This window comes from Bacteroides cellulosilyticus, from assembly GCF_020091405.1.
GTDB lineage: Bacteria > Bacteroidota > Bacteroidia > Bacteroidales > Bacteroidaceae > Bacteroides.
This window is the reverse complement of sequence record NZ_CP081903.1, coordinates 6,758,305-6,774,944: the sequence shown is the minus strand read 5'-3', so window position 1 is coordinate 6,774,944 and position 16,640 is coordinate 6,758,305. Positions and strand designations below refer to the sequence as shown.

Genomic DNA, 16,640 nt, shown 5'->3' with positions numbered 1-16,640 from the left:
CCTTTCTTTAATTGATGTTCAACTCGAACGGAACGCGTGCCTGAATTTTATCGCAGTTCTCAAAATTATTCAGCCAGTCGAATTGGTTGTAAAGTTCACCGACTTTGCCTTTCAGTATCCGAGATTGGATATATCCACCGGGTTTCGTATCCGTCAGCATATCGAAGAAACTTTTCTTGCCCGGATAAGACATTACGGTGTAGGCATCCAGTCCGGCCTTTCCGATAGCTATTTCCAAAGCCTTGTCCAGTCCACCCAGTTCGTCTACCAAGCCCAGTTCTTTGGCTTTGGTTCCTGTCCACACACGCCCTTCGGCAATCTTCTTGATTTCATCCGTGGTCATGCCCCGGCCTTCTGCACAACGTTTCACGAACAGTTCATAGCCCTCGTTCACCATATTCTGCATCAATGCCTTCTCGCCGTCATTCAGCGGACGTCCCATTGCTCCGAAGTCAGCGTATGTATTGGTCTTTACTACATCGAATGACAGACCTATCTTATCCGTCAATCCTTTCACGTTGGGGAACATTCCGAAGATACCGATAGATCCTGTCAGTGTAGTCGGATCAGCTACAATACTGTCCGCGTTGCAAGAGATATAGTAACCGCCTGATGCTGCATAGTCACCCATGGAAACAATCACCGGTTTTTCTTTTTTCAGTTCGGTGACAGCGTACCATATTTGTTCCGAACCGAAAGCGCTGCCGCCCGGAGAATTCACACGTAGCACTACAGCTTTCACGTCCTTATCATCTTTCAGTTTGCGCAAGTCGCGGATTACCTTATTAGAATTAATCCCATCTTCACTACCTGCATACGAACTTCCGCTGTCAATGGCTCCATATGCATAGTACACAGCAACAATATTTCCGCTTTTATCTTTCGGAACGTTCTTCTTCACGTTCACCATGTCTTTTAAGCTTAATATTGGCATACTGTCATCCTTGTCTATTCCCACCATTGTTTTCAGGTAGTTACGTACGTCATTTTTGTATACCAGAGTATCTGCCAGACCATATTCCACGCAGTCATTGGCGGGATAAAACATCAGCATTTTGTCGGCAGCCTCGTTCAGTTTTTCTTTGCTTACGCCTCTTGATTCTGAAATATCACTCAACATTTGTCCCCAGATACCATCCAGGAATACGGTTACCTGTTCACGATTGGCCGGACTCATTTCCGTAGAAATGAATGGTTCGACAGCCGATTTGTAAGTACCTACTTTGAATACCTGCATTTCAACGCCAATCTTTGACAATAAATCTTTGTAGAAGGTCGGGGTAGAAGCCAAACCGTACCAACCGATTGCGCCTTGTGGATTCAGCAACACTTTATCCGCTACACTTGCCAGATAATACAGGCGTTGTGAGTATTGATCACCGTAAGCTACCACGAATTTACCGCTGGTTTTGAAGTCAGCCAGCGCTTTGCGTATTTCTTCCAAAGAGGCAAATCCTATACCCATTGAACCGGCTTGCAGGTAAATCCCCTTGATATTTTCATTTTCCTTAGCTTTCTGGATAGACGAAAGAATGTCATCCAGTCCGTACGTAGTTTCATCTTCGCTCAGGAAGATGTCGAAAGGGTTGTCCTGGCTCCGTTCTGAGAGCATACCTCTCATGTCGAGCATCATCACAGAGTTTTTACGCACCTGCGTTTCAGACTCTGACGAGGACAGCATACTAAACAGTATCAGGATGCTGATGAAAAACAACACGACGCTTGACACAATGATACCTGTGATGGTGGCTAGCGTAAATTTAAAAAATTCTTTCATTGTAGTTATTGTTTTTTGTATGCTAACTTATAAAAGCTAACAAAGATAAATAATTGAATTGATATTTGCTCTATCTGTCGCAAGGTTTTTCATTTTGTCACACTCTTCTCATAAAATGTTGTAATCCGCAAACTTACCGATTTTCAACATTTCGGCTTTTCCTGTGTTTTTTTCCTCAGAATCTCATCTTTGTAGTTTTTATGTTTGGATATGTTTTTAATACTATTAATTATGAAGCAAAACAGTTTAACCGACTTCATGAACGAAGTCATCGTAGAGTTGCAGCAAGAGGGGCGTTTTGCCACTGCTAATATCTACAAGTATGCCTTACGGGCATTTACTCAATCTGTGGGAGGTGGTGAAATCTTCTGGGGAGGCCTGAACAGAAGAGCCTTGCATCGTTTCCAGACTTATCTGGAAGATTTGCAGAAGAGCTACAACACTATTTCCACTTATATTCGTGCGTTGCGTGCGGTCTATAATCGTGCGGTAGACCGCGGGTTGGTGGCAGGTGAATTCCGTCTGTTTGCAAACTTGAAGACGGGAGTTACCTCGGAGAAAAAGCGGGCCGTCACAGCTTCGCAGATGCAGAAATTAGTGCATACACCTGAAAATCGGAAATTATCGCCGAAAATATGCCAGGCGCAGGACACCCTCTCTTTGATGATACTTTTACAGGGGATGCCTTATACGGATCTGGCACATTTGCATAAAAATGACTTGAATGGTGGATTATTAACTTGTCATCGCCAGAAAACGGGTACGGAACTTTGCGTGAAAGTGGTTCCCGAAGCAATGGTATTGATTGATCGCTACCGTAATTATGAACCAGACTCCCCTTATCTTCTTAATTTTCTTAGTGGCACTTGCTCGGATAAAGAAGCTTTCGAAGAATATCAAGGAAAACTTCGTGAGCTGAATTTGCATTTGTCCAAGCTTCCTGAACTGTGCGGGGTAGAAGGAGTGAAAGTTAGTTCATACACTGCACGCCATACCTGGGCCACACTTGCCAAATACTGCCAGGTACCGGAAGAAATTATTTCCGAAGGATTAGGACACTCTTCTCTGGAAGTCACTCGCACATACTTGAAAAGCTTTGGAGGAGATGAACTGGAAAAAGCAAATCGGATAATTATTAATTATATTGTTACCGGAAGGAAAAATGTATGGAGTAAGATTTGAAATGGCTGTTACTTCGTAAGTAACAGTGTGTAGAGGCATTACTTCGTAAGTAACGGATATGTAATCTTGCTGCAAAGATATTAAATATTTGATAAAAACAAATTATAAAATGCAAAATTGGATATTATTTAACTGAAAACACAACTCAAACAAGCAAGACAAACCATAAATCGACATATAATTGCCATTCCGGCTATGAGAACACACATAAATTCTCCTCTCCACGCTTTACCTTCAACATGGACTTGTGATATTCTACGCTCTATTCTTGCGTAATCTGTAATTCAACCGCGCGCCGTATTCCTATAACACCTTATATTTTCCGTATTTGCGTGCTTCCGTTACTTACGAAGTAACGGTTAAAGATTATAATTATGCTCACACAACTGACACAAACGGCGATTGCTATATTGTACGACATTTATGCCGGTGGCAAGCCTTATCGCACAGCACAATTGACGATTGCGCCGCAAGAAATGATTGATATTCTCACTAAGTTTGAGTCAGCGGGATTGATTCGTCGTAAGGACGTTCCATTTTCTGATTTGCTCTCCTCGTATGAACTTACCCGTTCCTATATGGATATATCCCTACTTAATATACTGGAGGCTCTTGATGAACATCTGAATTGCAATTATCCCACTAAAGAGAAGATGTATCATCAATATCGTGCTGCTGCTAATCGTTTGGGCGTGATAAACCAGATGACTCGTCTTTATTTGTCCGAAATCAAGTTGATCGATCTATAATGAAAAGATATTTGCTTATATTTCTTGGCAGCTTTTGGTTTCTGCTGTCTCCGGTTCATCCTATTGGCTTGAGCGACAGGCAGTCGGTGAATAGTATTGCTGATAGTCTTTGTCGTCAGCCTTTACTGCTGTATTTTCGTTTCGACCGTACTTTGGTGGAGTATGACTATATGGACAACCCGCGCACACTGGATGAATTTCGCGTTTTGTTTTCCGACACTCTTTGCGTTTCCTCCATCGATACAATCACCATTACCTCCTATGCCTCTCCCGAAGGGGCTGTCCGTTACAATACCCGGTTGGCTCAACGTCGTGCTATTGCCGTGAAAGGCTATCTTATTTGGAAATACCCTCATCTCGATCAATTCCGTATCGTTATTCGTCCACAAGGCGAAGACTGGACAGGGCTCCGGCAATTGGTAAAGGCGGATGCTTCTGTTCCCGACCGTGACGATGTGCTGGAAATACTTGATAAGGTTTCCGATACAGAACGCTGTAAGGTATTGTTGCGCCGGTTGAATTGCGGATATGCTTATAAATATATCAATAAGAATCTGCTTCCGAAGCTGCGTAATGCAGCGGTATGCATGGTACGGATGAAAGAAAAAACAGCGCATCTCGATGAACTGTCGCTTCCGATGACTACTTACAGTGAAAGTAAAGCGTCGTTTGCCAATGTGGATACCTTGTATCCGGTTCCCGACATAACTCTGTCCCGGTTTTCGGTTACCCGTGCCCGTCGTCCGAAACCTGTTCTTTCCCTGAAGACGAACCTTCTCACATGGACGGGGCTTACTTCGGAGGGTAAAATAGCTTCCTTACGTCCCAACCTTGCTCTAGAACTATTTTTTGCCCGTTGCTGGTCTCTTTCCGCTTCAGGCGAATACAGTCATTGGCAGGGAGGAACAAACCATAAATTTTGGGGCATCTCCGGTTACAGCCTCGAACCCCGTTTCTGGTTGCTGGGAGACGGCACTTACCGTTGGCTCTATCTGGGTGCATACGGCCTGTTGGGTGATTTCGACTACCAGCCCAGTCATGACGGTGATTCGAACCGTAATGGTTCCAGTGTTACCGGTACTTATTGGAGTGCAGGCCTTTCCCTGGGGCTGTATCTTCGCCTCTCCCGCCATTGGGGATTGGAAGCCGGACTTCGTGGCGGCTACCTCGACGCTTCCGGTAAAGCATACGATAATGAACCTCCCCATGCCTATTATCACCATGATTTCCCTTCTTCACGTTGGGGCATCACTGGTTTCAACTTTAGCCTGACTTACCGATGGTGGAACAAAACAATAAGACGATGAAAGGAAAGATGCGATATATATACAATGCAGGGCTACTTTTGCTTTTGTTGTGCAGTAGCTGTACGGAGCGTACGCTTGAGACGCGTCCCGATCCTGTTCCCATCCGGCTTTATACGGGCATCCGCACCCGCGCGGCTGTCGATGCCTTCGATGCTACTCCCGTGTGCGTAGCCTGCGGTTCTTCATCCGGTGCTTATGCGCAGGCATGGGATGGTGTTGCCACTGCCGGTGAAATCGTTCTCACCCCTGTGCGTTATTATCCCGAAGATGGTTCTCCACTCTATCTCCGCGGGTATTATCCTCCTGTGCCTCTGGCAGCCGATGGTACGTTGGCGTATACTTTGACGGGCAGTGAAGATCTGTTGCTCAGTGACGAACAGAACGGTTCTCTTTCATCCCCTTTCACTTTCGGAGACGGTAAAATGCTGATGTACAATCATTTGTTGATAAAACTGGATTTTTCCATTCATCTTGAAGGCGATGTCAGCATTTCTTCCCTGCGGATGCGTTCCCTGCAACTCAAGGGGCTTGTCAGCCGGGTAACATTGGCACTAAGCAGCGGCAAGTTGTCCTATGGTGCTGAAACGGTTCCCGTAACCATTTACTCCACCCCTGAAGATTCAGAAGGTATCCCGTTTGTGAATGCTACGCTTCAGCTTCCCGGCTATGTGTTGGTGCAGCCCAAATCTGAATTTCTGCTGGACATGGTGCTTTCCATCGACGATGATCGTTCTCATGATCTGACGTATCACGACCTGGTAGTCAGCTTCGAAGGTGGTGGCAGTGAAGGTGGAATAGCCTATACGGTACAGGTTACGTTGCCTACCCCCATCTTGCCGGACCCAGTTTCCGTGAAGGTCACTGCCACCGTTGTGCCCTGGAAAACGGGAAGTTCCGGCAGTGGTGACATTCCGGGATGGGATGGGGCGGATAAAACGCGATAAACGGTAAAACGAAAATATAATTGTGAACTGATAATTTATTAATCATTTAATTAAAAACGTGAATATGAAAACAAAAATGAGCGTGGCATTACTGACCTTATTGATTGCGGCAGGATGCAGTGAGAATGACCAGATCAATCTGCCGGAGGCTCCGGTGAATGCAGTACCTATCAATCTGGGACAACAAGTGAAAGCCGTGTCGCGTGCCGTTGCAGCGGACGGAGTAAATGTAAGCGCCACTTTGCTGATGTGCGATGGCAGTGGGAGTGAAGCCGATTGGAGCAAATTTGTAAAAGTGGAGAAGAATGCAATTGATGAAAGCAACCAGTTGACGAGTCGCGCCAGCATTTCCGCCGCCTCATTTACGGTAGCCGCTACTCCCGCCAATGATATTTCATTGAATCAGTTACTTTATTATTCATTGAGCGACGGTGTTAAATCTTTCATTGCCGCCGTATCTCCGGCAGGCAAGGTGGCAGATAGCGGTGCTTCAGTCAACTTCAATCAGGAAGACGGTACGCAGGATGTGATGTGGGCGTCGACGGTATCCGTAGGTAGTGCTAAAGATGAGACGAATGCTGGCGGTACTGCCAAATACAATCTGGCGTTTACCCATAAAACTACCCAGCTGAACTTCGCCGTTGGTTTGACGCGCGTACAAGGTGGCGGTGAATGGCAGAATAAGAAAGTCGCTTTAAAGAGCATTGCTGTTCAGAAGGCTTCTGTTCCTCAGGCTATCAATGTAGCTAACGGTGATATAACCTGGAGCACCCCTGTAACCTTTAAGGTACCCGGCATTTCCGAAGCGGCTATTGCTGCTACAGCCACCGAAGTGGGTGAGGCATTCATGATTAATCCTTATACCGAGGTGATATTGGATGTTGTGATTACGGTAGACGGCGCTGAGAAGATTTTCAACAATGTACGTGTAACCACTGACGGAGAAGACGCAGGTGCAAAGATCGATCTGGCACGTGAAGAAGGTAAATCCCATAAGATAACGCTCACTATTCAGGAGCCAGCCAATGCGGACACAGCAGTCACGATAAAGACTACCGCAACCGTGAAACCTTGGCAGCAGGGTGCTTCCGGCAGTGCCGATTTATAAAATAGCTGATCGTATGCTGATGAAACGTATCCTGACTTTTACCTCTTGGGGCTTATTCCTCCTGTGTGGGCTTTTAGCCTCTTGTTCACAGGAGGGCAAGTTTCTTCCTGTTGATGCCGTCCCTTTGGAACTTCATGCGGCGGGCGATGCTTTGCCGGATGCTTCCACCCGTGCGGATAACCTGCCGGAGAATGCCTTCGACGCTACGGTGGTGCTAACCACCCGGCAGGGAGAATACTCCGCTTTTACAGGAAACTACGAAGGATACCGGAATGTAACGGTGGGTACGGATGGCAGTGTCACCTGGAAATTGTCGGGTGGCGACAAGACACCCGAATATCCCGAGACGGGTGATTGGATGTATCTGGTAGGCGTTTCTCCTGTGGCGGTTCCCTCCGGCGGCAATGTTTCCTATACATTGACCGGCAGTGAAGACCTGCTGTATGCGAAGGAACAATGCGGCAACCGTTGGGATGGCGACCGGTTTTCGACGAATACCGATCCCATGCGAGACAAACCTATGGAGTTCAACCACCTGCTTGCCCGACTGCAATTCAAGGCACGCAAGAAGGAAGCGGGCGGACAGGCGGTAACTGTCACCGGTTTAAAAGTGAACGAAGCAAAGTCTCAGGTCATCTTGCTGTTGGCTACGGGAGTCTCCTCTTTTGCGGGTACACCGGGATTATCCTTGCATCCCGGAGAGAGTGGTGCGGGCATAGAGGTTCCTGCTGATGCCGGCACGACGATCACTTTAGGGGATTTGTTGATACCTCCTTTGGCTTCGGGCGGAACATACACACTGGATGTGGAAACCTCATTCGGGAATTTTCAGAACATCCCGATTGTTTTTACCGATGATGTGTCTGCCGGAGAGAAGTTTCAGGCCGGGATGTCCCATGAAATCACATTGTGGTTTACGGACTCTACTTTGGGCATCCTTTCGGTGACAGCCGTTCCCTGGGAATCGGTAAAGGTGGATGACGATCAGGAATTGGTGCCTTGAATATAATAGGCAAAACTTTATGTAGAAAAAAATAAAATGAAAACAATGAAGAATAAGCGATTGATTTATTCCGCTTTTTTGTCCGGGATACTGATTGCAGCTATCGGATGCAGTGAGAATGAACAATCCGTCCCGTTGGACGAAAATGAACTGATAGAACTACAAGTATCACCTAAGGTGACTCTGACGCGTAGTGCGATTAATGGTGGAGAACAAACCGGAAACGGTGCTAATGTGATGCAAAACATCGCAGTGTATGCGCAGAGTACGACTACCAATACGGATGCTAAGAAGAATAACTATGCCATTTACACTCTAGGCAGCGGTACATGGAGCAACTCCGGAACTGATAAAATATATCTATCTTCCGAAGATGCCACCGTGTATGCGTATTATCCTGCTTATGCACCGGGATCGAATGGTGAATATGCCACAAGTACGGCGTTGAAAATCAGTGGTGATGCATCGGCAACTTCTACTATTCCTCTAACCGTTTATGAGGGTGGGACAGGTACTGATGCTAATTATACCATTGCCCCATGTGGCAATGCGGATAAAATTTGGAATGCCTCTCCCGGTAGTTGGGCAGACAATACTGGTGCCAATAAAAAACTCATTGCCGCCGCACCGGGCGAAGTGGACTATATGTGGGCTACTTCCAGTCCCACTCAAGTGGACAATGGCAGAGGTACCGATCCGAAAGGTACAAGCGCAGCGCTCACCATGAACCATGCTCTTGCCTTGGTAAGTTTCCGCGTATACAATGACGGCACTTATCACAATGCGGGCGCATTGACCGGCATAAAGTTGGAGAATGAAGGTGGCAATACTGTTTTAAGTAAAAGTAACGGTCATACGATGAAGATTTCCGACGGAACCATTGCGAACGGTACAGCCCAAGCCGCCACATATACCCGTAAGGTTACAAACTATACTTTGATTACGGTTGCTACTGTTGCCAGTGCTACTGCTGTTGCCGCGGGTTCTACTGCCAATGCCGATGCTGCGGCCGCTTCCAAAAAACTGAGTATGCTGGTATTGCCTGCCGCATCAATAGATGCCAATCAGGTGAAAGCTACTTTCACCATCGATGCAGCTGATTATGATGTAAAGCTCTCGGCGCCGGCTTCCGATCACAAGAAGTGGGAGCAAGGTAAGAACTACATCTATACCGTCAAACTCAGCGGACAGGGATTAGCAATCAACAAAGTTACTGTTACCGACTGGACAGAGCAAGTAGTATCCGGTGATTTGGAAATCAAATAGCCTTTAACCCTATCGAACAATGAATTGCAACTTGTCCATACATATCCGTAGTTTCCTTGTCTGCACCCTCCTTTTAGCCGGGTGTACAGACAAGGATGCTCCGGGCATTGAAGAAGTCGCCACGATTCCTTTACAGCTGATGGTAAACGCTGTTTCCGGTTCTACCGATACCCGTTCCGTTGTTAGTCAGACGGGTACGGCATCCGGTCAAGTGGGAGAAATCGGTATTTGTTTGGCTTTGGCGTCCGATGGACATAGTGCTTATGCTACCCCGGAGGCTTCTTCCGCCCTGTTCACATTAAGTGGTTCGGATGTTTGGACGGCTTCGCGTCCTGTCAATCTGCGCAGTGCGCAGGCACGGCTCTATGCGTGGTATCCTGCTGTAGAGTCGAATTTGACTATTGTGGATAATGGAACTACTCGTACTGTTGCCATCACCTTGCCAGCCTCGCAGACCTTTGATGGTGCCAATGCCACCGATTGTTCGCAGAGCGACTATCTGTACGGATCGGCAAGCGGAACTGTCGGCGATGCTACTCCGATAACCGTGAACCGTGACAATAACAATCCTACGGTTTATCTGCAACATGCCCTTACCCGGCTTATCTTCACCATCGAGTATAAGGCGGGACGTGTGCCTGATAGTGAATATGACTGGGTGAAAAGTATCAGCCTGGAAGGGCCTTTCCATGCCGGTGCCTGCACCTTGCAACTGAATGACGGCACGCTGTTTTTTTCCTCGTCCGCGATGCCCGTCACTCTTACTTTTTCAGCGGCTCAAAATCCGCAGCTACCCGGCAATATCGGTACTCCGGCAAGGGTTGCTTACGGACTGGTTGCTCCCAAGGGTGCCACCATGCAATCTGTGACAGTGAAACTGGTATTGGGGCAAAAGAGTACCTCAACGAACGACCGTACTCTGACCACCACTACCAACTTATTCAATGCCGAGTGGACAAAAGGTAATTCCTATACCTATAAACTGCTGCTCGACAAGAATGATATAACCCTAAAGAGCGTAAGTATCAAGGGATGGACGGATGCTCCTTCGGGAGACTCTACTGAAGTTCCCCCGGTTATCGGTTAAACCGAAGTGCTTCCGGTTATTAGCCTGAAAGGCCATAAGTACTTATATATAGAAATTGAATAATGAAGAAACCGAAACAAAACATACTGTATTTAATTCTCGCTGCCTCTTTTCTATTGTCAACGGGTTGCACTGACGAGCCGTCCGTGCTTCCGGTTGCCGAAGGCACTCCACTTACTGTGACAGCTGAAATCGGTACGACGGATTATTCGTCTACGCGGGCGGTGGCATTGAACAGTTATGACCGTTCCGATTTTATTGCCGGCGACCGGATAAACGTAGCTTGTAGCCGCAACGATGTTCAACTGGCCTCTTCAGGATATACCTTGAATACCGCTGCCGGTGCTTGGGAAGTTACCACCGGAAGTTCGGGTTTAGGTTTCTTGCCTGCCACCACTTGCCGTGCGTCTTTTCCGGTTGCCTACGACGGTATCCGTACCGATCAGTCTACTGCGGATGGAAGTGCTTTTCTACGGAGCAACTATCTTCTTACCCCGGAAGTTTCTGTTTCGGGTGCCGAAGTGAACTTTACAGGGGACGATGCTTTCGGGCACGAGAATGTGAAGCTTACCCTCAAGTTTCAGGGTAGCGGTAGCGTCTCCCTGCCGGCTTTCAGCCGTATCATCCTGCAAGCTTCCGGGCTTCGTACAGGTGGTGCTACAACAGTAGAGACTATCTATCCTTTTCGGCCCGATACAAGTCAGCATAGCTGGTGTGCGGTTATCTACCCCCGGAGTGCGGATACGGATATAACGGTGACTGTGATTGATGAATATAGTGTGACTTATAAAGTGGTGCTTCGTTGCGGTATGCAAAAATCCACCAGTTATACATATACGTTGAAGTTTCGGAATGATATTCTTGTTCCCGTAGGAGATGCCGAGATAAAGCGGTGGGATTTGAAAGTGAGGCATACCGGAGGATTTGATTAGAATTAAAGATAAGATATAAATGATGAACAGGATTTATAGAACGCTACTGTTGTGTACACTCGTCGGGTGCTCCTCGTGTGGACGGGATGGAGTGTACGTGCCTCTTCCGCTGGATGTATCCGCCGAAGTCGGTAGCGTCCGTACCCGTGCGGATGACATCCATGCTTCCGATTATGATAAACGGGAATTTGTAGCGGGCGATATTATCCGGATTGCCAAGACCGGCGCATCTTCCGGTGTAAATTATAAGCGGACTGCTACCGGAGCGTGGACTCCTGTCGATGAGGCTACCCCTATGACGACTACGGGTGGGGAGAAGTTTACGGCAACTTTCCCTTCTGATTTTAGCGGTATATTGTCTGACCAAAGAACGGCTACGAACTTCTGGAAGAGTAATCAGCTTTCCGCTGCGGCAACGGCTCAAGGAAATCGTGCTAGTTTTACTTTCGTTCCGGCCGCCTGTAAGATAACGGTGATTATAATCTACGAAGCAAACAATGACGCGCAAGGTACTACGCTTACCGGCAAAGGACTGTGTAGTGGAAATCAATCCCAGGATGAGTCTATCCTGCTGTTGCAAACTAACGGCAGCGACAATAAACTGCGTCACACCTATGCGGGCATTTTTTCGCCCGGTGCCGCTATTCCGTATACCATTACGGTGAAGGCGAGTACATTTGATGCAACCGGTAAAAGCTATGTAGAAAACGATACGGGTTTGACTTTAAAGGCGGGAACCGAATACCAATATACGTTTACGGCTACCAGCGAGTTGATCCTCAACAGTGTGGTCGTAAAGGATTTTGCCAAGGACCCGGATTGGAATGGTACTGACAATGAAGAAAATGCGGGAAATGCAACTTGATTCATGAAGGATATGAAAAATATAAATTTATCACTCATGCCACTCCTGGCTTTCATGCTATCGGCATGCAACGGGGAAACGTTGTCCGGTCCGGTATTGGCGGACAATACCTTGCAGGTATGTTCGGTAGAACTTCCCGAACTTTCGGGTACACGCGCTCTGGGAGCCACTCAACTGAATGAAATCGGTGTATATGTCACTAATAATAGCCATACGGCTCTGGATAATGCGCCGTATGTATATAAATTGCAGAGTGGCACATGGAGTTGTGATGCTCCGCCTACGATAACGGTGGAAGCGTCGGCACCTGACTACTTATATGCCTTTTCTCCTTCCAGCTTGGCGGTGACGAACGTTGCAGGGGGGAATCACACCATTCCGGTGACGGTAGTCGCGGACAATTTCACCGCATCGGGGCAGACCGATTACCTGTATGGAAAGTCTGATCCGGAGACGGTGCACTCTGCTTCCCGTGCGGTGACGTTTACCATGTACCATGCTTTGGCAAAAGTTAGCTTCCGGGTGTTGAAGTCGGACAATGTGGAAGAAACGGTTACGTTGAAAAAAATAGAGCTACTGAGCAGTACAGCCCGTTTGCAAACGGGTACCAGTGGTATCATGAATCTGAAGGACGGTATTCTGAATGGTCTGGCGTCTACCAACTCCATTATCCTGAATGGTAGCGTGGTGCTTAATACTACTCAGAGCCAGCCTAATGTGAGTGCTCTGGTAGCACCTATGAGCGCCCGTGAAACCCGTCTTTCGTTCCGTTTGACGGTGGAGGTTACGGAAACGGACGGAACCATTACCAAACGTTCATTTGAGACGGCGGCAGTGAATGAGGTTCGATGGAAAGCAGCCTGCCATTATGTGTACGCCATTACGATAGACAAAATGGGAGGCAACCTTACGAACGTACAGATTGATGCGTGGAAGAACGATGCCAATCAGAATACGGGAATAGGAATTTAGTGGTTAGTGATAAGTGATTAGTGTGAGGGAGAAGGGAAAGATTATGGAATATGGACTTTTGACTTTGAGATTACGGTTCCGCTTGATTATAGCCTTGCTTGTATGTGGATTGGCGGGGTGCGGTTCCGGGGAATCCGTATTGCCGGATGCGGTTCCGGATCCGGGAGATCCGGTAACGTTGACATTCGATATGTACAGTGCGGCGTTGACTCGGGCGGATGGTGCCGGAACGACTTCCACAACAGAAGATATGGCTGTGGGGAAAACGTTTCGTATCTATGCATTCACGGCAGGGGCAGTCAAATTGGAAGCTCCTTTGGATAGTCGTGTCTATACAGTGCAGGAATCCGAAACAACTCCCGGTTCTCCGGGCAAGGCTACGGGTAACCTGACTCTTTATCGTGGCACGTACGACCTTTATCTGGTGTCGTACAACTCTTCTACCGAAGTGCCGGAATTGAGCGCGGACGGTTCTTTCACCGTAGGGAATGGCAGAGACTTTATGTACACCAAAATGGAAGGCATCGTAGTGCAACCCGACAAGACGGGGGAAAACACCATGCTGGTATCGCTGCCACGGCCTTTTACACGGATGGGGGCGCGTGTGGTTACTACAGTACAAACTAAAAATGGAACGCAACCCGTACCTGTCAGTTCTTTGAAAGCTAACTGGATTCGAATTAAGGGATTGGCGGAAACACTGACATATAAATTAGGAAGTACGGCTTGGGAGCCTGCTTCCGGCTATAATTCATCTTTTACTTTTGACAAGTTCACTCGTGAAAAGGTTAGTGAACCTTGGATTAGCGAGGCGCAGGTTGTATTGCCGGTGGATGGTTCGCAGATGTTAGACTTTGAGGTCAATTTGACGGTTGGTTATAATGAGGGGGAGGACTCTTATACCGGTAGTTTTCCAGCTTCCATACAGAAGGTATTGTTGCCGGGAATGACCTATCAGTTTGATTTTTCACTTACTTTTTATGGAGTGTTGAAACCCAGTGATTTGACGTTGGCGGTAAAAGAGTATGATACGGTTGATTTATCGTCTGACGGTCTTGGAGGAGATTAATAAATTTAGAATGATTATGATGCGAAAAGCGAATATAGGGTTATGGATATGTCTTCTTTGGGGAATATCGTCCGTTTGTTTCCTGAGTGCTTGCGTAGATGATGAGTCCGTCCGGGAAGAAGGGGGAATTGTGTTCCGGCTTAGTTTGCCGGGTAGAATTGATGTAGATACACGTACTCCCACTTTGAGTAACATAACGATTTATGATGTATGGGTGGTACAATATAATGCTTCCAATGAAAATTTTTTGTTTGCGAAGAATTTCTCGGGTATGGCGAGTGCCGGTGGTGCTATTGGTGAACCGGAAAATAATGGAAGTATCATAAATGTAACCACGTCAGAATTTTCTGATATAAAGAGCCGCTTCTATATCATAGTTAATGCAGGTACGGATTTTCTCACGTCTTTTAGCGGAAGTGAGACATTGCTGAAGCAAAAAACTAAAGATATAACTCCCGGCGTTGCAGATGAGCCTACCTTATTGACCACAGGACCGTTAGAATATACTCCGGCGGCTTCGGGCAGTGACAAGGGAAAGGTTGTTATTGTTGCCCCTTTGCAGCGTACGTTTGCCCGTGTTATTTTGAAGTGGGGGAAAACATCCGATTTTAAGGGTACAATATCGGTCACAGGCGTGAAGGCCTACTCTCTTCCCACGAAGATGGCTTTGTATACTCGTGGTGGCGGGGTTTTGTCTACCAAGTATCCTGCCTTGTCTGAAGTTTCCTCATCTACTGCTGCTATCAATATCGGTAGTGGTGAGTTGGCATTGGGAAGTTCCCGTACATTTTATATGGGTGAAAATCTCAGGGGTACGGGTACGGCTACCTCTTTTGCCGAAAAGAATTTAGTAGGAAAGGGACCCGGAGATAATGGCAGTTTGGACGGATGTACTCGTTTGGTTCTGGAAGCGGCATATACGTATCCCGGTGCTATAGATTCTATCGCTGTGGAATATTGCATTTATCTGGGCGGAAATTTGATGAATGACTATAATGTTCAGCGCGGATACGAGTACAATCTGAATGTCCAGATCAGCGGTGCTAACAGCGGCGATGTTCGTGTCACCATCACTAACGGCAACGTGGTGGTATTCGATGAGGTGGACACAATTAACAAAAATGTGGATTTTTAGATAAAACAGAATGATATGACTGGGATGAAGAAGACGGATATACCGCAGCCGGAGGAATGAATACGCGCAGCGGTTTCTTCTATGATTCGGTCTTTGACATGCTGGAATAACGGAAAATAATTAGTACCTTTGTAAGACAATGTGTATGTTATCTATTTAATCAGTAGAATGTTGATTAACAAAAGAATAACTATAATGAATGAATCCGAAGATATAATATTGGAGAACAGTGCGTCCAATCCTCTTGCCACAGAGATAAAACAACTTATAGCAAGGAGTCGGCGGCAGGTGGCTACTCAGGTAAATAGTGCTATTACATTGCTTTACTGGAATATAGAGAAGCGTATAAAGCAAGAAGTTCTGAAAGATCAACGTGCTGAGTACGGTAAACAGATATTATCCAATCTGAGTAAAGAGTTGACAGTGGCTTTTGGGAAAGGATGGGGTGAATAACAGTTAAGGCATTGCATACGTTGTGCCGAAGTTTTTGTTGATAGGGAGATTTTATACACACTGTGTATAGAATTGAGTTGGTCGCATATTCGTGCATTAATGTTTATTGATAATCCTTTGAAACGGGATTTTTATATTGAAATGTGTAAAATGGAACATTGGAGTGTGCGTCAGTTGAATGAACGCATTGATTCTATGTTGTATGAACGTACTGCTATCAGTAAGAAACCGGAGCAAACCATAGCTCATGATATCGAATTACTGCGTAAGGAGAAGCAATTGACTCCTGAAATGGCATTTCGGGACCCTGTTATATTGGATTTTTTAGGTTTGAATGATACTTATTCGGAAAAAGACCTTGAATCTGCAATTTTGGCTCATTTACAAAATTTCATCATGGAACTTGGAAGCGACTTTGCGTTTCTTGCCCGCCAAAAACGGATAACTATTGATAATGTGGATTATTATATTGACTTATTGTTCTATCATAGAAAGCTGAAACGACTCATTGCTATCGAGTTGAAGTTAGGTAAATTCAAGGTAGAGCATAAGAGCCAGATTGAATTATACCTACGCTGGCTGGATAAACATGAAAGAGCAGAAGGTGAAAACTCTCCTATGGGAATTTTGCTTTGCGCTGAGAAAAGTGATAGTCTTGTAGAACTGTTGGAGTTGGGCAACTCAGGAATACATATCGCCCAGTATTTGACGGAATTACCAGATAAGAAGGTTTTAGAGATTCAATTGAAGAAATCAATAAAGTTAGCAAAAGAAAGGTTGTAGTAAATCTG

At 46.3% G+C, this 16,640-nt stretch carries 15 protein-coding genes and 1 pseudogene; 15 read left to right on the top strand and 1 reads right to left on the bottom strand.

Annotated elements, in window-relative coordinates:
- Positions 1 to 7: 7 nt before the first annotated feature.
- Positions 8 to 1,777 carry a signal peptide peptidase SppA gene (gene sppA / locus K6V21_RS25990; protein WP_224320376.1) on the bottom strand — a complete coding sequence of 590 codons (1,770 nt, stop codon included), beginning with the start codon at positions 1,775 to 1,777 and terminating at the stop codon, positions 8 to 10.
- A gap of 231 nt (positions 1,778 to 2,008) precedes the next feature.
- Between sppA and K6V21_RS25985 the strand changes: the two genes are divergently transcribed.
- From K6V21_RS25985 to K6V21_RS25915, 15 genes and pseudogenes are all read left to right on the top strand, one after another.
- Complete coding sequence (locus K6V21_RS25985; protein ID WP_224320375.1) at positions 2,009 to 2,959, top strand: tyrosine-type recombinase/integrase; 951 nt, start codon at positions 2,009 to 2,011, stop codon at positions 2,957 to 2,959.
- 374 nt (positions 2,960 to 3,333) lie between these two features.
- Positions 3,334 to 3,708 carry a hypothetical protein gene (locus K6V21_RS25980; RefSeq protein WP_217714263.1) on the top strand — a complete coding sequence of 125 codons (375 nt, stop codon included), beginning with the start codon at positions 3,334 to 3,336 and terminating at the stop codon, positions 3,706 to 3,708.
- Complete coding sequence (locus tag K6V21_RS25975) at positions 3,708 to 5,015, top strand: DUF3575 domain-containing protein (protein WP_224320374.1); 1,308 nt, start codon at positions 3,708 to 3,710, stop codon at positions 5,013 to 5,015. Before K6V21_RS25980 ends, K6V21_RS25975 begins: the two co-directional genes overlap by 1 nt.
- A complete protein-coding gene (locus K6V21_RS25970) occupies positions 5,012 to 5,959 on the top strand; it encodes a fimbrillin family protein (RefSeq protein WP_224320373.1) in 948 nt (315 codons plus the stop codon). The genes K6V21_RS25975 and K6V21_RS25970 overlap by 4 nt, the downstream gene beginning before the upstream one ends.
- A 64-nt stretch (positions 5,960 to 6,023) precedes the next feature.
- Positions 6,024 to 7,067, top strand: a complete 1,044-nt coding sequence (locus K6V21_RS25965; protein ID WP_217714265.1) for a fimbrillin family protein — start codon at positions 6,024 to 6,026, stop codon at positions 7,065 to 7,067.
- A 13-nt stretch (positions 7,068 to 7,080) separates the two neighbouring features.
- Positions 7,081 to 8,070, top strand: a complete 990-nt coding sequence (locus tag K6V21_RS25960) for a fimbrillin family protein (protein WP_224320372.1) — start codon at positions 7,081 to 7,083, stop codon at positions 8,068 to 8,070.
- A 36-nt stretch (positions 8,071 to 8,106) separates the two neighbouring features.
- Positions 8,107 to 9,336 carry a fimbrillin family protein gene (locus K6V21_RS25955; RefSeq protein WP_309493866.1) on the top strand — a complete coding sequence of 410 codons (1,230 nt, stop codon included), beginning with the start codon at positions 8,107 to 8,109 and terminating at the stop codon, positions 9,334 to 9,336.
- 19 nt (positions 9,337 to 9,355) lie between these two features.
- Positions 9,356 to 10,423 carry a fimbrillin family protein gene (locus tag K6V21_RS25950; RefSeq protein WP_224320371.1) on the top strand — a complete coding sequence of 356 codons (1,068 nt, stop codon included), beginning with the start codon at positions 9,356 to 9,358 and terminating at the stop codon, positions 10,421 to 10,423.
- A 62-nt stretch (positions 10,424 to 10,485) separates the two neighbouring features.
- The gene (locus K6V21_RS25945) at positions 10,486 to 11,355 is read left to right on the top strand and encodes a fimbrillin family protein (RefSeq protein ID WP_224320370.1); all 870 of its coding nucleotides are present in this window, start codon (positions 10,486 to 10,488) and stop codon (positions 11,353 to 11,355) included.
- Between the two features lie 19 nt (positions 11,356 to 11,374).
- Complete coding sequence (locus K6V21_RS25940; protein WP_224320369.1) at positions 11,375 to 12,220, top strand: hypothetical protein; 846 nt, start codon at positions 11,375 to 11,377, stop codon at positions 12,218 to 12,220.
- A gap of 12 nt (positions 12,221 to 12,232) precedes the next feature.
- On the top strand, positions 12,233 to 13,192 hold the full coding sequence (locus tag K6V21_RS25935) for a fimbrillin family protein (protein WP_224320368.1): 960 nt from the start codon (positions 12,233 to 12,235) through the stop codon (positions 13,190 to 13,192).
- A 43-nt stretch (positions 13,193 to 13,235) separates the two neighbouring features.
- Positions 13,236 to 14,261 carry a hypothetical protein gene (locus K6V21_RS25930; RefSeq protein ID WP_224320367.1) on the top strand — a complete coding sequence of 342 codons (1,026 nt, stop codon included), beginning with the start codon at positions 13,236 to 13,238 and terminating at the stop codon, positions 14,259 to 14,261.
- Positions 14,218 to 15,396 carry a DUF4906 domain-containing protein gene (locus K6V21_RS25925; RefSeq protein ID WP_224320366.1) on the top strand — a complete coding sequence of 393 codons (1,179 nt, stop codon included), beginning with the start codon at positions 14,218 to 14,220 and terminating at the stop codon, positions 15,394 to 15,396. Before K6V21_RS25930 ends, K6V21_RS25925 begins: the two co-directional genes overlap by 44 nt.
- Before the next feature lie 168 nt (positions 15,397 to 15,564).
- A pseudogene (locus K6V21_RS25920) lies at positions 15,565 to 16,047 on the top strand (DUF1016 N-terminal domain-containing protein); the annotation flags it as partial.
- Positions 16,045 to 16,632 carry a PDDEXK nuclease domain-containing protein gene (locus tag K6V21_RS25915; RefSeq protein WP_309493910.1) on the top strand — a complete coding sequence of 196 codons (588 nt, stop codon included), beginning with the start codon at positions 16,045 to 16,047 and terminating at the stop codon, positions 16,630 to 16,632. The pseudogene K6V21_RS25920 and the gene K6V21_RS25915, both read left to right, overlap by 3 nt.
- The last annotated feature ends 8 nt before the right edge of the window (positions 16,633 to 16,640 follow it).